13 protein-coding genes are annotated in these 17009 nt (G+C 73.0%); 9 read left to right on the top strand and 4 right to left on the bottom strand.

The annotated features are described in order from the left end of the window. Positions 1 to 70 precede the first annotated feature (70 nt). Genes ACFYS8_RS29935 through ACFYS8_RS29925 form a run of 3 tightly spaced genes read right to left on the bottom strand, consistent with a single transcriptional unit; the run spans position 71 to position 3059 of the window. Positions 71 to 1285 carry an alpha/beta hydrolase family protein gene (locus tag ACFYS8_RS29935; RefSeq protein ID WP_387646845.1) on the bottom strand — a complete coding sequence of 405 codons (1215 nt, stop codon included), beginning with the start codon at positions 1283 to 1285 and terminating at the stop codon, positions 71 to 73. Positions 1286 to 1314: 29 nt separating this feature from the next. Beyond that, complete coding sequence (locus ACFYS8_RS29930; protein WP_387646843.1) at positions 1315 to 2151, bottom strand: ABC transporter permease; 837 nt, start codon at positions 2149 to 2151, stop codon at positions 1315 to 1317. Next, positions 2148 to 3059, bottom strand: a complete 912-nt coding sequence (locus ACFYS8_RS29925) for an ABC transporter ATP-binding protein (protein ID WP_387646841.1) — start codon at positions 3057 to 3059, stop codon at positions 2148 to 2150. Before ACFYS8_RS29925 ends, ACFYS8_RS29930 begins: the two co-directional genes overlap by 4 nt. 134 nt (positions 3060 to 3193) lie before the next feature. On the opposite strand from ACFYS8_RS29925, the gene ACFYS8_RS29920 reads away from it, so the two are divergent. The 3 genes from ACFYS8_RS29920 to ACFYS8_RS29910 all read left to right on the top strand — a co-directional run bounded on the left by ACFYS8_RS29920 (position 3194) and on the right by ACFYS8_RS29910 (position 6017). Next, positions 3194 to 4411 (top strand): sensor histidine kinase, encoded by a 1218-nt coding sequence (locus ACFYS8_RS29920; protein ID WP_387646839.1) that lies wholly within the window; start codon positions 3194 to 3196, stop codon positions 4409 to 4411. Then, positions 4408 to 5067, top strand: a complete 660-nt coding sequence (locus ACFYS8_RS29915; protein WP_387646836.1) for a response regulator — start codon at positions 4408 to 4410, stop codon at positions 5065 to 5067. The genes ACFYS8_RS29920 and ACFYS8_RS29915 overlap by 4 nt, the downstream gene beginning before the upstream one ends. A gap of 92 nt (positions 5068 to 5159) precedes the next feature. Beyond that, a complete protein-coding gene (locus ACFYS8_RS29910) occupies positions 5160 to 6017 on the top strand; it encodes an alpha/beta fold hydrolase (RefSeq protein ID WP_387646833.1) in 858 nt (285 codons plus the stop codon). 135 nt (positions 6018 to 6152) lie between these two features. On the opposite strand, the gene ACFYS8_RS29905 is transcribed toward ACFYS8_RS29910, so the two are convergent. After that, a complete protein-coding gene (locus ACFYS8_RS29905; RefSeq protein ID WP_387646830.1) occupies positions 6153 to 6521 on the bottom strand; it encodes a hypothetical protein in 369 nt (122 codons plus the stop codon). A gap of 668 nt (positions 6522 to 7189) precedes the next feature. On the opposite strand from ACFYS8_RS29905, the gene ACFYS8_RS29900 reads away from it, so the two are divergent. The 6 genes from ACFYS8_RS29900 to ACFYS8_RS29875 all read left to right on the top strand — a co-directional run. Continuing rightward, entirely contained in the window at positions 7190 to 7489 is a 300-nt protein-coding gene (locus ACFYS8_RS29900) for a hypothetical protein (RefSeq protein ID WP_387646828.1), read from the top strand. Positions 7490 to 7898: 409 nt separating this feature from the next. Further along, the gene (locus tag ACFYS8_RS29895) at positions 7899 to 8552 is read left to right on the top strand and encodes a DUF4232 domain-containing protein (protein WP_387646826.1); all 654 of its coding nucleotides are present in this window, start codon (positions 7899 to 7901) and stop codon (positions 8550 to 8552) included. A gap of 158 nt (positions 8553 to 8710) precedes the next feature. Beyond that, complete coding sequence (locus tag ACFYS8_RS29890; RefSeq protein ID WP_387646825.1) at positions 8711 to 9565, top strand: DUF4132 domain-containing protein; 855 nt, start codon at positions 8711 to 8713, stop codon at positions 9563 to 9565. Continuing rightward, on the top strand, positions 9562 to 14574 hold the full coding sequence (locus tag ACFYS8_RS29885; protein ID WP_387646823.1) for a hypothetical protein: 5013 nt from the start codon (positions 9562 to 9564) through the stop codon (positions 14572 to 14574). Before ACFYS8_RS29890 ends, ACFYS8_RS29885 begins: the two co-directional genes overlap by 4 nt. 20 nt (positions 14575 to 14594) lie before the next feature. Then, positions 14595 to 15722 carry an AAA family ATPase gene (locus ACFYS8_RS29880; protein WP_387646821.1) on the top strand — a complete coding sequence of 376 codons (1128 nt, stop codon included), beginning with the start codon at positions 14595 to 14597 and terminating at the stop codon, positions 15720 to 15722. A gap of 77 nt (positions 15723 to 15799) precedes the next feature. Then, positions 15800 to 17009 (top strand): DUF5682 family protein (locus ACFYS8_RS29875; protein WP_387646818.1); only part of this gene is annotated, 1210 nt, incomplete at its 3' end.

Below are 17009 nucleotides of genomic sequence, written 5' to 3'. Positions count from 1 at the left end.
GTCGTCCCGGTGCAGGCAGTTGCGTACTGCGTCCGCAGTAGTGCCGGACGGGCCGGCTCATCCTGGGGGGTCAGGGCAGGTACGCCACCTCGGGGAAACGGGGCGAGGGGCGGTCGAGCAGCGGGGCGGCGCGGCGGCGCAGGTGGAGGTCGAAGAAGGCGAGCGGGTAGGCCTGCTGGATCAGCAGGGCGCGGGCCCGGTCGATGGTGCCGACCATGCGCTGGATCTGCTCGTCGGGCAGGCCGAGCAGGCGGCCGGCCTGCGGGATCAGCGTGACGTTGTCGCCGTACGACAGGTGGATGGCGCCTGCCGCGCGGACTTCCAGGCGCCAGCCGCGCAGGTGGGACCAGAACTCGGCGACGTACTGGTTTGTCGCGCGCGGGAAGTCGGCGGTCATCAGGAGGAACGGGCGGTCCAGGTCGGCGGTGATGCTGGGGTGCCCGAGGCCGGGCTGCATCGGCCCGTCCAGGCCCAGGCCGGCCCGCACCCGGCGGTCGGCCAGCATGGTGCAGGCGGTGGCCGTGGCGCCCTTCGACCAGCCGAACATGCCGATCCGCGAGGTGTCGAGGGCCGCGCCCAGCCCGTCCGGGAGCGGGCGGCGCTCGGCGTCCGGGTTGTGACCGGCGGCGAGCTGCTCGACGCAGTCCAGGACGAAACGCGCGTCCGCGGCGTAGTCCAGCGCGTACAGCCCGCCCGGGAGGTCCCCGGGGGTGAGCACCCGCCCGTCGGGCAGCTCGCTGAAGCAGTCACCGAGATGGTCGACCGCCACCACCACATAGCCGTGGCTGGCGAGCTCCTGCACCATCACGGTGTGGTCGGCGCGGTGGCTGCGCGCGCCGTGCGAGTAGACGATGACGGGCAGGCGGTGGCCGGTGCGGTGCACGGGAGCGCCGACCCGCCCGGCGGTGAGCGGGACGAGCGCCGGGTCGAGCGGGAAGCCGACGCCTACCAGGAACGCCCGCATCGTGGCGTCGGGCAGCCACGGGGCGAGCGGCAGGCCGTCGGTGGGGCGGGCCGGGTACCAGATGCTCGCCATCAGCTCGCGGTGCGGGTTCATACCCGGCATCGGGTTCGGGCGGGAGGTGTCGATCAGGTGCAGCGGCGTCGTGCCGACCGGGAACGGGCCGGAGGGGGCGGGCAGGGTGAGCCGCGGTGCGGCGCCCTCTGCGCGGGCGGGCCGGGCGGCGGCGAGCGGGGCGGCGGCGCCGAGGGCCAGGGCGGTGCCCAGGCCCATGCCGGTGCCCAGGAGGCGGCGGCGGGTCAGGCCGGTACGGGGGAATGGCATGACAGCTCCATAGGGAGAGGAGGGGAGGTTCACTGGTCGCGGCGCGGGACGGTGAACAGCGCGAGCAGGACGGCGATCGCAGCCCAGATCGGGTAGACCGCCCACGCCCCGCCGATCGAGGACGGGTAGCGCTGGCCGGTCATCTCCCCGACCAGGCCCAGCCGGTCCCAGGCGTTGAACGGCTGCATGTGTGCGACCACCGCGCCGAAGTGGGTGTTGTCGCGGACGAACATCGGGACCATGAACAGCAGCGCGAACAGCGCGACCATCGCCGTGACGCTGTGCCGGATCACCGCGCCCAGCGCCAGACCGACCAGCGCGCCCACCGGCGCCAGCAGCGCGGAGGCGAGCAGCAGCCGCAGCGCGCCCGGGTCGCCGATCGACACGCCGCCGTACTTGCCGGCCAGGATCGCCTCGTCCAGCCAGAACGAGACGGACGCCACCAGCAGGCCGAACCCGGTGGCCGTCGCGGCGACCACCAGCAGCTTGGCGGCCAGCACCTCCCTGCGGGCGGGGACGGCGGCGAAGGTGGTGCGCAGCAGGCCGGTGGTCTGCTCGCTGAGGATCGCGATCGCGCCCAGCGCACCCATCATCAGCAGCACCAGCGACGCGCACGGCCGGGTGAACGCGTCGTGCAGGGCGCCGAATTCGGCGTAGTACGCCTGCTGCGGGGCCGGCCAGGAGTCGAACTCGGCGCGGGAGGTGCGTGCGCCGTTGGCGTTCATCGCGACGATGGTCAGCGTGGCGAACAGCAGGAACCAGGGGATCGACCGCAGCGAGCGCAGCTTGATCCACTCGGCGGCCAGCAGGTCGGTGAACCGGGCGGGCGGTGCGGCCCGGTCGATGGTCGGGTGAAAGGTGCTCATGCTCGTGCTCCTGCCGCGTACTCGACGCTGCTGCCGGTCAGTTCCATGAAGGCCTGCTCCAACGAGCCGGTGCGGGGCACCAGTTCGTGGATCAGCAGGCGGTGGTCGAGGGCGGTCCGGGCGATCGAGAGCGCGTCCGGGCCGGTCACCGTCAGTAGCCCGTCCGGTGCCTGCGACACCTGCGCGCCGTCGGCGGTCAGCGCCGTCACCAGCGCGGCCGGGTCGGTCGTACGGACCTGCACGGTCCGCTGCGAACCGCGGGCCGCGAAGTCCGCCACCGTCTCGTCGGCGAGCAACTCGCCGCGTCCGACCACGATCAGCCGGTCCGCGGTGTGCTCCATCTCCGTCATCAGGTGGCTGCTGACGAACACCGTGCGGCCCTCGGCGGCCAGCCGCCGGAACAGGTTCCGGACGAACAGCACGCCCTCCGGGTCCAGCCCGTTCAGCGGCTCGTCGAAGATCAGCACCGGCGGGTCGCCCAGCAGCGCCCCCGCGATGCCCAGCCGCTGCCGCATGCCCAGCGAGAAGCCGCCGATCCGCCGGTCCGCGGCCGCCGACAGCCCGACCTCGCGCAGCACCTCGTCCACCCGGCCGGCCGGGATCGCGTTGCTACGGGCCAGAAAACGCAGCTGGTCGCGGGCAGTTCGGCCGCCGTGCACGTCCCCGGCGTCGAGCAGCGCGCCCACGTGCCGCAACGCCCGCCGCAGACCGCGGCAGTCGCGGCCGGCCACGGTCGCCGAACCGGAGGTCGGCGCGTGCAGCCCGAGAATCATGCGCAGAGTGGTGCTCTTGCCGGCACCGTTCGGGCCCAGAAACCCGGTGACGTGGCCCGAACGGACCGTGAAGGAAAGGTCGTTGACGGCAGTGACGCGGCCGTAGCGCTTGGTGAGGCGGGTAACTTCGATCACGGGGACAACGATGCCGGACAGCGATGTTCGCGCACATTCGGCGACGGGGGACAAACGCGCTGACGGACGATCAACTTCGGGATGTCATCCGTGGGGGACTGCGGCGCCCGAACGGTGATCGCTACGCTCGGGGCATGAATCTCACCCGGGTGCCGACGAAGTTCCTCTCCCGCGTGGCACCCGGGACTTGGATGGTGCTGCTCTGGTTCGCCGTCACCGCGTACACCGTCTTCGAGCAGGCACACACCCGGGACGGCATCTCCGTCCTCACCCTGAGCATCGGCAACCAGATCGACGAAGTGATCGCCGCCCTGGCCGTGCTCGCCGCCGGACGCCGCCGGCGCCGCCCGCTGACCGCGCTGTGCCTGCTGCTGTTCGGCACCATCGCGTCGGTGATGGCGATGGCCGTCGCCGACATCCCGCTGCTCCAGTACCTCGTCGTGGACGTGGCCATCTGCTACCTCGCGGCCACCCAGCCCACGCGCACCTCCGTCATCGCTGGGGCGCTCGCGCTCGGCACCCTGCTCGGCTACTCCGGCCTGCGCGCGCTGTTCAGCATGGACGACTACGGCAGCACCACGCTCACCGGCGCGCTCGCCACAGCGATCGCCTGGCTGATCGGACACGCCGTCCACCAGAGCCACACCCACGCCGAGACGCTGCGCGCACAGGCCACCGAACAGGCCATCACCTCCGAACGGCTGCGCATCGCCCGCGAGTTGCACGACATGGTGGCGCACAACATCGGCATCGTCGCGATGCAGGCCGGCGCCGCCCGCCGGGTCTTCGACACCCAGCCCGCCCGGGCCCGCGCCGCACTCGGCGAGGTCGAGACCGCCGGCCGCGAGACGCTGGCCGGGCTGCGCCGCCTACTCGGCGCGCTGCGCGACGCGGAACCTGCTGACGCTGATGAACTGTCCGCCCCCGCACCGGTGTTGGACGATCTGGCGCGGCTGGCCGCGACCACCACCGCGGCCGGCGTCCGGGTGGACCTGCACTGGAGTGGCGCGCGTCGCCCGCTGCCGCCCGAGATCGAACTGTCCGCGTACCGGATCGTGCAGGAGGCCGTCACCAACGTGGTGCGGCATGCGAAGGCGCGGGCCTGTTCGGTTTCCATCGAGTTCCGCGCGGCCGAGGTGGCCGTCAGCGTGATCAACCCCGGGCCCGGCCCTGCTCGGACGTCCGGCAGCGGACGCCGCGGGTACGGACTGGTCGGCATGATGGAGCGGGCCACGCTGCTGCACGGCGAGTTCAGTGCTGGTCCGCAACCCGATGGCGGCTTCCGGGTGGTCGCGAGGCTGCCGGTCCCCGTACCCAGTGACCTTCTCGTCTCCTTGGAGCCCGCCCGATGATCCGCGTCCTGCTCGTCGACGACCAGCCGCTGGTCCGCGCCTCCCTCGACATGATCATTACGGATGCGCCCGACCTTGCGGTCGTCGGCGAGGCCGGAAACGGCGCCGACGCGGTTCGGCTCGCCGCCGAACTGCGGCCCGACATCGTGGTGATGGACATCCGCATGCCCGGCATGGACGGCATCGAAGCCACCCGGATCATCACCGGCGCCGGCGCGGACGCCCCCCAGGTGCTCGTGCTGACCACCTTCGACCAGGACGAGCACGTCTACGGCGCGCTGCAGGCCGGGGCGTCCGGATTCCTCGTCAAGGACATGGAGTTGGACGACATTCTGGCCGCGATACGGGTGGTCGCCGCCGGGAACGCGCTGATCGCCCCGACCGTCACCCGCCGGCTGATCGCCCACTTCGCCCGGCAGACACCTCCGGTGGCCCCGGCGGCTCCGGTCACCTTCGAGTCCCTGACCACCCGGGAACGCGAGATCCTCACGTTGGTCGGGCTCGGGCGTTCCAATGCGGAGATCGCCGCGGAGCTGCACCTCACTGCGGCGACCGCGAAGACGTACATCTCGCGGCTGCTGACGAAGCTCGACGCGCGGGACCGGGTTCAGCTGGTGATCACGGCGTATGAGGCGGGGCTGGTCGGGCAGCGTTGAAGTTCAAGCGCTGCGCTTCGGCTGGGGGAGGATGCTGAAGCGCAGCGCTTCGGGGAGGGGCTGCTGAGGACTGTCGGCAGCCGGTCGGCGTGATGTCGGCATTTGTCGGCGGGATGCCGGTGCACAGGTACAGGCTTGTGCACATGACTGAGCTTCTCGCATCGTCCGACGACGGCCACCCCATCACCGCTCTCGACACCGGATCCGGGCCGAACCTGCTGGTGGTCCACCCCGGCGGCGCAGATGCGACGTCCTGGGACGGCGTCACCCGCCACCTCACCGACGACTTCCGCGTCGTCAGGATCCGCCGACGGATCTACGTACCCGAAGCAGATATTGCGCTACCTCACTCGACGACCGTCGAGGCAGCCGACATTGTCGCTGTCGCAAAGCTCCTGGAGTCCCCGGTGCTCCTCGTCGGACACTCCTCGGGCGCCGTCGCCGCGCTGGAAGCCGCACTGCTGGACCCGTTGGCGTTCGCCGGACTGTGGCTCTACGAACCACCCCTGCCCACCAAGGAGTTGATCGCCGGTCCGGCCGGAGCACGGGCCCGTGCCGCGCTCGACAGCGGCGATCCGGCCGAGGCGATGCGGATCCACCTGCGGGACATCGTTCGCATGCCCGCGAACGTGGTGGACGCCATGTTCGCCGACCCGCATGTGCGAGCGGCGTGCACCGCGTACGCGACGGCACAGATCGCCGACAGCGAGGCGATCGACGCGCTCGGTGTCGGTATCGATCGCTTCGCGACGCTCGAAACCCCGACGACCTTGATCGAAGGCGACCTCAGCCCCTCCCACCTGCGCGAACGCCTGGCCGACCTGGCGGCAGTCCTGCCGAACGCGCGGATCACGACGCTCACCGGCCACGGACACATCGCCCACCTGACGGCCCCTGACGCCTTGGCCGACACCATCCGGGACATGGCGCGGCGGGTTCTCCACGCATGACAGCTGCGCTGACTTCCTGGCAGCCGATCTGACGAGTCGCGGGGAAGGGAGAGGCAGCGCGACGGCAACGTTCGTCCTGGTGCGCGGCCCCGGGCCGGCGTGTTGCTGCCGGGCCCGGGGCCGGGCTTGCCGGGATCAGCACTTGATGTAGTGCCACTCCACGCGGCGAACGTGAGAGCCGGTGGGCGAGGAGATGGAGACGGTGGCGTGTGTTCCCTTGCCGGTCGCCCACCTGCTGTCCCGGACATTTCCGTCCCAGAAAACGGCCCGCACGAAGGGGCAACGGCCGTCCGCCGCCGTGTCGTACACCGTGCCGGAAACGTACGTGTAGTTGTTCTGGAAGCAGCCGTTGGCGTACCCCTCGCTGCCGTTGACGTACCAGTTCTTCTCGCAGGCCGTCATGGTGGGGGAGCCCGCGGCCATGGCGGGGGTCAGGCCGGTCGGGAACGTGAAGGCGGCGACAGCGCCGGCCAGGACGGCGGCCTTCTTGAGGTGGTTGAACACGGGAATCTCCTTTGTTCGTTCGCGTCTTGGTGATCGTCCGGAAAGAGGTCGTGCCCAGGTGGCGGCGTGGCAGGAGGACGGGTGCGGCGGCAAGAACGAGCTAGGTCGTTGCAGGTGCCGGCTCGATCGAGAGGCAATGTGATTGCCGCGATCGGCGCTGTTGCCAGTAAAGGTTGGCCGGACACGAACATATCGTCGGACCGGCCGCCGCAGCAGGGCGGAATGCGGCGTGCAAGGGGTAGCTACGAAGCGGGGCGGCAAGGTGGGCCCGGCTTCACTCCTCGCCTGTACGCTCCGCGCGCCGGTCGCGCCCGGTCGTTGACGCGCGGGCCGTGGGCGCCCTCACCGCAGGGGCCGCGCTTCCATTCTGCGGGGGCGGACCACCGGTAACCAGGTCGTGCAGCGGGCAGATGACGGCGGTGTCGTGGCGGGTGGTGGCTGCGACGTGGAAGTCATCAGCCTGCTCCAACTCGCTTCGCCGGGCCGCGCTGCAGCCGTAATCCGTGTTCGGGGCAGGCAGGGCGCCCGGTCGATCGACGTCCGGCCCCGCAGACCCGGCTGGGAGCTGTCCGGTCGATCATTGATGGCGTGCTCCGGCTGCTTCCGCCGGCTGGGGCCGTCGTCAGAAGCCGATTGCCAGAGGTCTGCCCTTGCGTGACCATCGCTGGATGGAAACGGATGAGGGCCGAAAGCTGATTCGGGTCGTGCGGACGTGTCTGGCCTGCCCGTCGCAGTGGGATGCCTGGACGGCGGACGGCCAGTACCTGTATTTCCGATACCGGCATGGTGAGGGCAGCGTCGAGTGGCACCCCGGCCCTGACTTCGATGACGGTCCGGAGTCTTGGAACGACGGCCGCTCGGGGCTTCTCGTCGAATGGGACGACGGCAGCGACAGCGGTGACATCAACCTTGAGGACTTCCTCTCGGTAGCGGGCTTGGTGCTGGCCCCAGGTGCCTTGGTGTGCTGAGGTTGTGGCACGTGGTCAGGTGCGGAGCCGGATGGCTGGGGCAGCCGCGGTGACGGCGCCGAGGAAGGCGTAACCGTGCTTGTTGTAGTGGGTCGCGACGGCGCGAGAGGTGTTCAGCCTGTTTGCTGGTGCGCTTCTGTGTCGCTCCCGATCGAAGCCCGGTGGCCGTCCGCCTCGTGATCCTTTGCGCAGGTGGGCGGCCTGGCTGTCGGCCTTCTCCGGGATCGTGTGTCGGATGCCGCTGCGGCGCCGCCGCAGGTACTCGCGGCAGGGGCCGTCGCCGGATGGCGGGGCTTGTCTATCGGATGTTTATCGGTGTGGTTGATCATGGTGCGGGCCGAGCGCACTCGGTCGCAAGAACCGCACCGGTCCCGTTCTCGGGGCCGCAGAAACACGAGCGAGAACCAACATGCGTACCCGTCAACTGTCTGCTGCCGTCGGCCTGGTGGCCGCGTTGGGGCTTACCCTGACCGCTTGCGGAAGCGACGCCGCCAACACTGCCGCGGCCAAGCCCTCCGCCCCGGCCACCACCGTGCCGAGCGGTCAGGCGTCCGTCCCGGCGTCCGCCCCGGCGGGTGCGCCGGAGAGTTCCCCGGCGAGTGCCAAGGCAAGCCCCGAGGGCGGCGGTGGTGGGGGCGGCAGCCGCAAGTGCACGGCGGCGGACCTGAAGGCCGCGATCGCGTTCGGGACCGGTGCGCAGACGCCGGACGGGCCGGGTGCGGAGGAGATCGAGCTGACCAACCAGTCGAAGTCGGTCTGCACGATGAAGGGTTACCCGGGGGTGGACCTGGTCGGCAGCAAGGGCACCTGGAACCTGACTCGCTTCCAGGGCGTCCAGCCCGAGCAGGTCACCCTGCAGCCCGGCGGCAAGGCGTACGTCACCATCAACTACCTGCCGTTCGCGGGCGACGGCGGGGCTGAGTTCAAGGTGCAGAAGATCGTCCTGACGCCGCCGGACGACACCCACCAGCTGACCGTCGAGTGGAGCGGCGCCAGCCCGCAGGACCAGAGCGGCGCCACCCACCCCGGCACCTACGTGCGTCCCGTGATCGCCGCCCGCTGACGCGTCGACACCAGGCAGGCCCCGACTTCCCCGAGTGCGGCGGGAGATCGGGGCCTGATGTCGTTTCCGGCCGGGCGTCGCAGGGGCGGACGATCATCTGTCGGTGTGGCCGGATACGTTCTTCCCAGCTCAGGAACGGCGGCCGGGAGGGCTCTGACGTGGCATGGCTGACAGCGGGTGACTACGAGGTCACTCTGGAGGCGGACGGAAAGGTCGCGTGCCGGAACGCGGCCGGCCGCCGGTTGAAGACGGTGCCGGCGAAGCTCAAGGACGACCCGGCCGTCGTGCAGCTGCGCCGGCTCGCGGAGTGGCTCGACGCGCACGAGCGGCAGTGCCTGGCGACAGTCGAGCGGTGGATGGTCCGTTCGCTGCCCGTCCCGGCCGCCGTGCTCGGCGCGATGTGGGCCGACGAGACCTGGCGGTCGGTGCTGCGCGACCTGGTGGTGACGGGCGCCGACGGCTCGGTGGCCGGGTTCCTGCGCGACGCCGACCCGGCGCGCGGCATCGGCGTGGTCGACCTGGACGGCGACACCGTCCGCCTGACCGACGCCGAGATCCGGATCCCGCACCCCGTGCTGCTCGAAGACCTGGACGAGCTGCGGGAGTTCGCCGTCGAGCTGGACGTCGCCCAGCAGCTCCAGCAGCTGCACCGCGAGGTCTGGCAGCGCCCCGCCGACCTCGACCCCAAGGACACCCAGGTCGACACCTACGCCGGCGGCCGCTACAAGGAGCTGCGCGAACTGGTCGGCCGCTGCGCCCGATTGGGCCACCGCGTCCGCGGCGGGTACGCGATCGTGCCGCTGGTCGAGGACGGCCGCACGCTGGAGGCCCGCGTCTGGGTCGGCGACTACTACGAGTACGACGAGTGCGAGACCGGCTCGCTCAGCTGGGTCGACGCCGACGGGCGGCCGGTGCCGTTCGCCGAAGTGGGCCCGGTGGCCTGGTCCGAAGGCATGCGCATGGCCGCCGCGCTGCACGCCGGCCGCACCATCGAAGGGGAGGAGTCGGCATGACGGACAGCACCCGCACCGACGCGCAGTACCACGAAGACCTGCTCGACGCCGGCGCCGTTCTGACGCTCGGCCGGATCGCCGCGGCCGACGGCGTCGACAGCACCGTCGACACGCTGACCGCCCGCAGCTACCGGCACCCCGGGCTGGACGGCCGCACCGTCGTCCGCCTGGTGCCCGCCGCACTCGGCCCGGCCGAGGACCTCGCCGTCGAGTTCCTCGGCCTGATACCGGACGGCGAACCCGTCGAGGTGGGCCAGGTCCGGCAGGAGGCGCTCGGCTTCCCCGCCTGGGCGCTGGTCCACGACCCGGCCAACGGGCACCACGCGCTGGCCGTGGTCAAGGAGATGGAACGCCTCGCCCGCTTCGTCAAGTCCAAGCCCGGCAACGCCAAGGACGGCTTCGACGAACTCGCCGTCCGCCTCGGCCGCGCCGTCCCGCACTTCCTGCCCACCTACTGCGAACAGGTCGGCCGGATCTTCCTCGAACAGGGCAACCAGAACTACGCCGCCACCTACTTCGGCAAGGCCCGCGAAGCCGAACGCACCCACAGCCTGCCCATCGACGAGGAACGGCTGCGCGCCGTCTTCCTGGAGTTCGCACTCGGCGGCGCTCTGACCGTCAAGGCGCTGCGCCAGTACGTGAAGGAACTCGCCGGACGACTCGACGCGCCCACCGCCTGGCAGCGCTTCCGCCAGCTGTGCGCGGAACGCTCCGCCGCGGGCATGGCCCCGTACGCGGGCATCGCCGAGGACGCCCGGCAGCTGATCCGGGCCGCCGGGCTCGACCGGCAGGAACAGGAACAGCTGCTGCTCGGCGAGCTGCTGACCTCGCCCGCCGTCGGCCGGGCCCCCGCCGCGGTGTGGAAGTCCTGGCGCGGCGCGCTGATCGAACTGGCCCGCCGGGACGACGCGGTCCGGGCCCGGTTGCTGGCGATCCTGCCGACCCCCGCGGGCTCCAAGAACGACGCCGCCACCGACGCGGACTGGCTGACGCTGCTCCAGGAGTCGGGTGCCGAGCAGCTGCTGACGGATCCGAAGACCGTCGGCACGGAGCCCGCCGCCCGCTGGCTCCAGCGCTGGACCGCCCACCTCGACCGGGGCTGGCGCTCCCGCCCCGCCTGCGGCGCCACCGTCGAACTGGCCGGCCGGATGGCCGAGCGGCTGCGCGCCGAGGCCGTCCCGGTGGAGCTCCTGCCCAAGCACCCGACGGCGCTGAACGTCCTGGACGTGCTGCTCGCGGAGGGGGTGCCGGTCGCCGATCCGTCGGACACCCCGACCATTTACCTCGGCCCTTGGGTGGAGGACGGCGGCCCCGGACGCCGCGACCTGGCGGCCGTCGCGGCGGACCCGCGCTTCCGCGCCGCGCTGAAGAACGCCGTCCCGGAGGTCTGGGGAAGGCACGGTGGCAGCACGCTCGGCCCGATCGCCGTCCAATACCCGGTGCTGCGCGCCCTGTTCGTCGAATGGGCCGACGAGCGGGCCGACGAACTGCGCTCCGCGACGGGCCTGGCCAGTGCGTCCAGCCAGCTGACCGCCCTCGGCCCCGTCCGCTCCGCCCTCATCGACGCCAACCCGGCCGCCGCCGCCCGGATCGCCGGAATCGACGTCGCCGCCCTGCTCGGACACACCCTCCGGGCCGGCATCATCGACGAACTCGGCTGGCCCGCCCTGGAGGAGGGCCTGCGCCGCCTCTTCGAGGACGAGGACAGCGGCCACGTCCCCGGCCGGATCAACCGCAGCGACCTGCAGATCGAGGACGCCTGGCCGGCCCTGATCCTGGCCCGCCGCAACAGGGCCGTCGTGGTCGGCCCGGACGGCATCCTGCTGGAGCACGACCTGCGCTGCCCCGCCGACCTGCCCCGCTGGCACAGCCCCCGCCTGCGTTTCGTCGACGGCGAACTGCTGGTCGCCTGGCGGGAGGACGGCGAGGTCCGCGCGTACTGGTCCGGCCGGCCCGACCAGGTGTTCGTGCCGACCGGCGAACCGGTCGACGTCGGCTACTACGGCCCGCACAACATGAGTGAGGCCTCTCTGCCGCTGCCCGGCGGCGGCCGCGCCACCGGCGGCCGGGTTCTGCACGTCGGCGACACCGTGCTGCCCGTCGAACGGCCCGTGTTCAGCGACGGCGTCGGCCACTGGACGTACCGCCGCGGCGCCCTGGTCGAGTACGACCCGCTGACGGGCAGCCACGGCCGGGCGTCCGCGCCGCCGCTGTTCAGCAAGGGCGGCGACTCGTCCGGCACCCTCCGGCCCGTGCACTCCCGGCTGTTCCCGCTCCAACCCGGTTTGGAACTCAGCCCGCTCGGCACCGACGGCACCCTGCTCGGTGGCTGCCTGCGCACCGGCAACGACCGGGCGACGTTCACCGGCGTCGACGGCCACCGGGTCACCGTGGAGTCGGCCCACCGGTGGCCGGTCGGCCGGATCACCCTGCCCGGCGGCGCAGCCCTCGCCCTGACCGCCGACCAGCGCACCATCCTGCTCGGCCCCGCCGACGGCACCCCCGACCACGTCGCCGAACTCACCGTCTCCCACCCCGGCCAACTGCACGCCGCCGGCACCGCCCTGGTGCCGCCGCTCGACCACTGGCACGCGCTGCGCCCCCGCGACGAGGCCGGCTCACAGCTGCTGCGCGCCGTCACCGACCGGCAGGCCGCCGAACTCCTCGACGCCGCCTGGCCGGTGGACGCCGAGGACGTCGAACCGCCGAGCAGCCCCGAGCTGCTGCTGATCCAGGGCACCGCCCGGCAGGTCGCGGGCAGCAAGGCGCGCCAGGCCGTCCCGGTCGCGGCCGCCGCCCAGGTGCTGCCGGGCCTCACCGACCCGCTGCTGCTCGCGGGCGTCGCCGGACTCGCCCGGCTCGCCACCGACACCGCGACCAGCGCCGCCCGGTTCGCGCCGCTGCCGCAGCCCGAGACCGAAACCCCGGCCGCCCCCGCCGGACCCGTCGGGTACCGGCCGGAGCACGGCGACGACGGGACGCTGCGCGAGGCACTCCAGGGTGTCTTCGGCGGCGCGGACGGCTTCGGGAACCGCTGGCGGCACGAGCCCGAGAAGTGGCACGCGCTCGCCAACCTGCGCACCGTCACCGACCTGTTGGCCGCGCCGCCGCAGGACCGGCCCGCCACCTGGACGGCCGACCCGCACCGCCTCTCCCTGCGGGGCGACCACCACGGCTGGGCCGACCTTCTCGGCCGCACCGCCCCCATCGCCCTGGCCGCCGCCGTCCCCGCCACCGGGCAGCCCGCCCGGTCCGCGCTGGCCCTGCTGCTGACCGAGCTGACCCGTGGCCCACTCGCCGACGGCGGCCCGACACTCCGTCAGGTGACGCTCAGCGAGAAGAACGACACCACGAAGCCGGGGTCCGGGAGCCGCCCGGCCCGGGAGGGCCAGGTGCTGCGCCACGGCGACCGCACCGTGGTCGTGCTGGAGAGCCGGAGTAGCTGGGACGTCCTGCACTGGGACGCGATCGAGCACGACCCGTCCGGGGAGTTCGGGCCCGTCGCCGACTTCACCATCACCGAGGAACGGCGGGTCCGCGACGACCTGACGGCCGACTGGATCGCCCGCTTCACTGCGCAGCTCGCCCAGCACGGCCCGATCGCCGCGAAGCCGGAGCAGGCCGACGCGTTCGACGCGGCCACCGGCATCGGCCTGACCCGGGCCACTCTGCTGCTCGCCATGCCCGACGGGCTGTACTGCCGGTGGAGCGACTTCCCCACCGCCGAACAGCTCGCCCAGTACGAGCTGAAGGCCACTCAGGCCAACGTTGCCGCCGAGTGGCTGCGCGCCCTCGACCGCACCGACCTGGACGCCGTCATGGCCGCCCTGCTCCCCGCCGACCCCGCGCAGCTCTGGTCCAACGGCCTGGCGACGGATGCCGCCGCAGCCCGCTGGATCGAGCGCCGCGGACGCCTGCGGACACTCCCCGAGGAGGACCAGACCAGCGTCAACGGGACGACCATCTCCGCGATCGAGCAGGTCCTCAACCCGGAGACCACCGGTTGGCTCGCCCGCACCACCACCCAGCGCGTCCGCCCGACCGAGCACGGCGTCGACCTGCTCCCCGACGACCCCGAGGCGCTCCCGGACGCCTGGACCCTCGCCAGGGCGGTCGACGCACTCCGCTGGCTGGCCCACCGCCTGCCGTACGGCTCCGACCTGCGCCCGGCACTGCCCCGATCGCTGGCCGCGATCCGCGCCCGCCTCGCCGACCCGGGCCTGCTGCTCGACCTCGGCCGGTACTCCACCGTCCGCGACACGCGGCTCCCGGCCGTGCTGCGCGGCCACTTCGGCCTGCCGGAGCAGAACGGCCAGGCCGGCGAGGAACCGGTGGCCTGCGGCGAGGCGATCGTGCTGGCCCCCAGCCACTACGGCGAAACCGCACACCTGCGGCCGGCCGCGCTCACCGGCCCGGACGACCCGCTGCTCGGCCTGCTCGCCGACCTGCTCGGCACCCAGCGCCACCAGGACGGGCTGGCCGCCCTGCGGGCGCTGCTCGGCGACGACCTGGCCCGGCTGACCGCGCACGGCTCCGCCGCCGACGAACCGGCCGGCTACCCGCAGGACCCGCAGCGCAGCGCGCCCGCGCTGGTCGCCCAGGTCTCCGAGGAGTTCGGGCTCGGCGAGGACGCCGCCGCCCTCTACCTGCAACTGCTCGCCCTCCCCGACCCCACCGACCGCAACACGGCCCGCTGGACCGGCTGGAAGCCCGCCCGGCTCAAGCGCGCCCGGGCCGAACTCGCCGCCACCGACCTGGTGTTGGAGGCCAAGCGGTCCCGGGCCGGCCGGGGCCTGTTCCTGCCCGGCGGCTGGCAGGAGGCCAAGTCGCCCGCCCTGCCCGTCGAGGTCTGGAAGGCCGGCCTGTACGCCATCCCGTCCGACCGGGCGATCCTGCCGCACCTCCCCGCACCCGACCTGTTCGCCCGCGCCTGGCAGCGGATCGCCGACGGCGACCGGCCCGGCTACGAACAGCTCACCACCAACACCCGCCGGCGAGGCCGTCGATGAAGACCACTGGGGATTTCGTCATGAGCACTGAGCCCGACCGGCAGGTCGTCCTGCCCGAGGACAAGTACGCCGCCGAACTCGCGTTCCTCGCCGCGTACGACACCGGCCCCCGCCCGCCCGGCTGGCGGCTCACCCCGCGCGCCGTCGTCACCTTCGTGCTCGGCAGTGGCGGTGAGAAGCTCAAGCACGGCCGTCGCAGCATGACGGTCGAAGCGAAGTTCGTCGGCGACCGCGCCCTGGTCGAACGCTGCGTCGTCACCCTGGCCGGCGAACGCGGCCTGCTGCTGGTCGGCGAACCCGGCACCGCCAAGTCGATGCTCTCCGAGCTGCTCGCCGCCGCCGTCTGCGGCACCAGCGCACTCACCGTCCAGGGCACCGCCGGCACCACCGAGGACCAGCTCAAGTACGGCTGGAACTACGCCCTGCTGCTCGCGAAGGGCCCCAGCCGGGAAGCCCTGGTGCCCTCGCCCGTCCTCACCGCCATGACCACCGGCGCGGTCGCCCGCGTCGAAGAAGTCACCCGCTGCCTGCCCGAAGTCCAGGACGCCCTGGTCTCGTTGCTCTCCGAACGCCGGATAGCCGTCCCCGAACTCGCGGGCAGCGCGGACGCCCAGCTGCACGCCGCCCCCGGGTTCACCCTGATCGCCACCGCCAACCTGCGCGACAAGGGCGTCTCCGAGATGTCCGCCGCCCTGAAACGACGCTTCAACTTCGAGACCGTCGGCCCGATCGGCGACCTCGACGCCGAGATCGACCTCGTCCGGCGCCAGTCCACCGCCGCCGTCGCTCGCGCCGGCGCACCCTACGCGGTCGACGACGCCGTCCTCGAAGCCCTGGTCACCGCCTTCCGCGACCTGCGCACCGGCCGCTCCGTCGAAGGCTGGGACGTCGAACGCCCCTCCACCGTCATGAGCACCGCCGAAGCCGTCTCCGTCGCCACCGCACTCGGCGTCACCGCCGCCTACCTCGACGGCGCCGACACCCTCACCCGCCTCCCCGGCCAACTCGTCGGCGTCGTCCGCAAGGACGACCCCGCCGACACCGCCCGGCTCCTCGGCTACTGGGACGGCCCGGTCCGCCGCCGCGCCGAACAGGGCTCCGCGACCTGGCGCACCCTGTGGGACCTGCGCCCGGCACTGGGGGCCTGACGGCAGTGACCACCGATGCCAATGCCTCCCCGGCGGGGATCGCGCGGGCCGGCGAAGACTGCCCTGGGACGTCCGCCGTGGGCGCTGCTGCCGACGCCGTGTCCGAGGCTGCCCCGGCCGGGCTCGCCCATTCCGGCGACGAGCGCCCCGGGCCGTCGGCCACCGACACCGTGCCCGGGGCGTCCCCGGCCGAGGCCCTTGCCCGGCTTGCCGGTTCGGGCGTGGACGGCCCCGGGCCGTACCTGATCGGCGTGCGCCACCACGCCCCGTCGATCGCGGCCGCGCTGCCCGCCCTGCTCGACGCGGCGCGGCCGGACGTGCTGCTCGTCGAACTGCCCGAGGAGTTCCAGCCGTGGCTCGGCCTCCTCGCCGACGAGCACACCGAGGCGCCGGTGGCCCTCGCCGCCGCAACCGCCGACGAGGGTGCCGGACCGGCGTTCTACCCGTTCGCGGACTTCTCCCCGGAACTGGCCGCCCTCCGCTGGGCCGCCCGCCACGGCGTGCCCGCCCTCGCCTGCGACCTGCCGCTCGCCCACCGCGCCGCCGGCGGTGCTGCCGCGGGTTCCGGCGGCGCGGTCGGCCTCGCCGAGGCACTGCGCCGCCGACTGACCGGCCGCCCCGACGAAGACCTGTGGGACCGCCTGGTCGAGGCCCCCGCCCCCGGCTGCACCCCGGAGGAAATCCGCCGCGCCGCGTTGCTCGTCGGCTGGGCGCTGCGGCAGGACGCCCACACCGTCGACCCGCTCGACCTCCACCGCGAGTCGTGGATGCGCGCCCGCATCCACGCCGCCGGGGCGGACGGCCGCCGGGTGGCCGCGGTCATCGGGGCCTTCCACGCACCGGCGCTGCTTCATGGCGACGGGGCGGCAAGTGCCGCGTCGGCGACGGACGTTGGTCCGCGGGCAGGGGCTGTGCCGGGCCCGGCAAGTGCCGTTCCGGCCTCGGTGACTGCCCCGTGTTCGTTGGCTGCCTCGCCGGTGGAGGTTGTCCCGGATACGACGAGCAGCTTGCCTTCGGCAGCTGTCGTGCCGTGGTCGGTTGCTGACGGGCTGGTGGCTGATCCGCCGTCAGCGGCTGCCCTGACGGCGACGACCGCTCCTTCGGCGGCTGGCGCGGCATCGGCGGCGAGCGCTCCTTCGGCGGCTGGCGCGGTACCGGCGGCGAGCGCTCCTTCGGCGGCTGGCGCGGCATCGGCGGCGAGCGCTCCTTCGGCGGCTGGCGCGGCATCGGCGGCGAGCGCTCCTTCGGCGGCTGGCGCGGCATCGGCGGCGAGCGCTCCTTCGGCGG

The sequence above is a fragment of the Kitasatospora sp. NPDC004615 genome (assembly GCF_042873545.1).
Taxonomy (GTDB): Bacteria; Actinomycetota; Actinomycetes; order Streptomycetales; family Streptomycetaceae; genus Kitasatospora.
The sequence above is the reverse complement of the archived record's forward strand: the minus strand, read 5'-3'. Positions and strand labels throughout refer to the sequence as shown.

What these genes read in the sequence shown, in the direction of transcription:
- ACFYS8_RS29935 (WP_387646845.1), bottom strand. Translation starts at nt 1,285, where the DNA reads ATGCCATTCCCCCGTACCGGCCTGACCCGCCGCCGCCTCCTGGGCACC.
- ACFYS8_RS29930 (WP_387646843.1), bottom strand. Translation starts at nt 2,151, where the DNA reads ATGAGCACCTTTCACCCGACCATCGACCGGGCCGCACCGCCCGCCCGG.
- ACFYS8_RS29920 (WP_387646839.1), top strand. Translation starts at nt 3,194, where the DNA reads ATGAATCTCACCCGGGTGCCGACGAAGTTCCTCTCCCGCGTGGCACCC.
- ACFYS8_RS29915 (WP_387646836.1), top strand. Translation starts at nt 4,408, where the DNA reads ATGATCCGCGTCCTGCTCGTCGACGACCAGCCGCTGGTCCGCGCCTCC.
- ACFYS8_RS29910 (WP_387646833.1), top strand. Translation starts at nt 5,160, where the DNA reads ATGTCGGCATTTGTCGGCGGGATGCCGGTGCACAGGTACAGGCTTGTG.
- ACFYS8_RS29900 (WP_387646828.1), top strand. Translation starts at nt 7,190, where the DNA reads ATGGAAACGGATGAGGGCCGAAAGCTGATTCGGGTCGTGCGGACGTGT.
- ACFYS8_RS29895 (WP_387646826.1), top strand. Translation starts at nt 7,899, where the DNA reads ATGCGTACCCGTCAACTGTCTGCTGCCGTCGGCCTGGTGGCCGCGTTG.
- ACFYS8_RS29885 (WP_387646823.1), top strand. Translation starts at nt 9,562, where the DNA reads ATGACGGACAGCACCCGCACCGACGCGCAGTACCACGAAGACCTGCTC.
- ACFYS8_RS29880 (WP_387646821.1), top strand. Translation starts at nt 14,595, where the DNA reads ATGAGCACTGAGCCCGACCGGCAGGTCGTCCTGCCCGAGGACAAGTAC.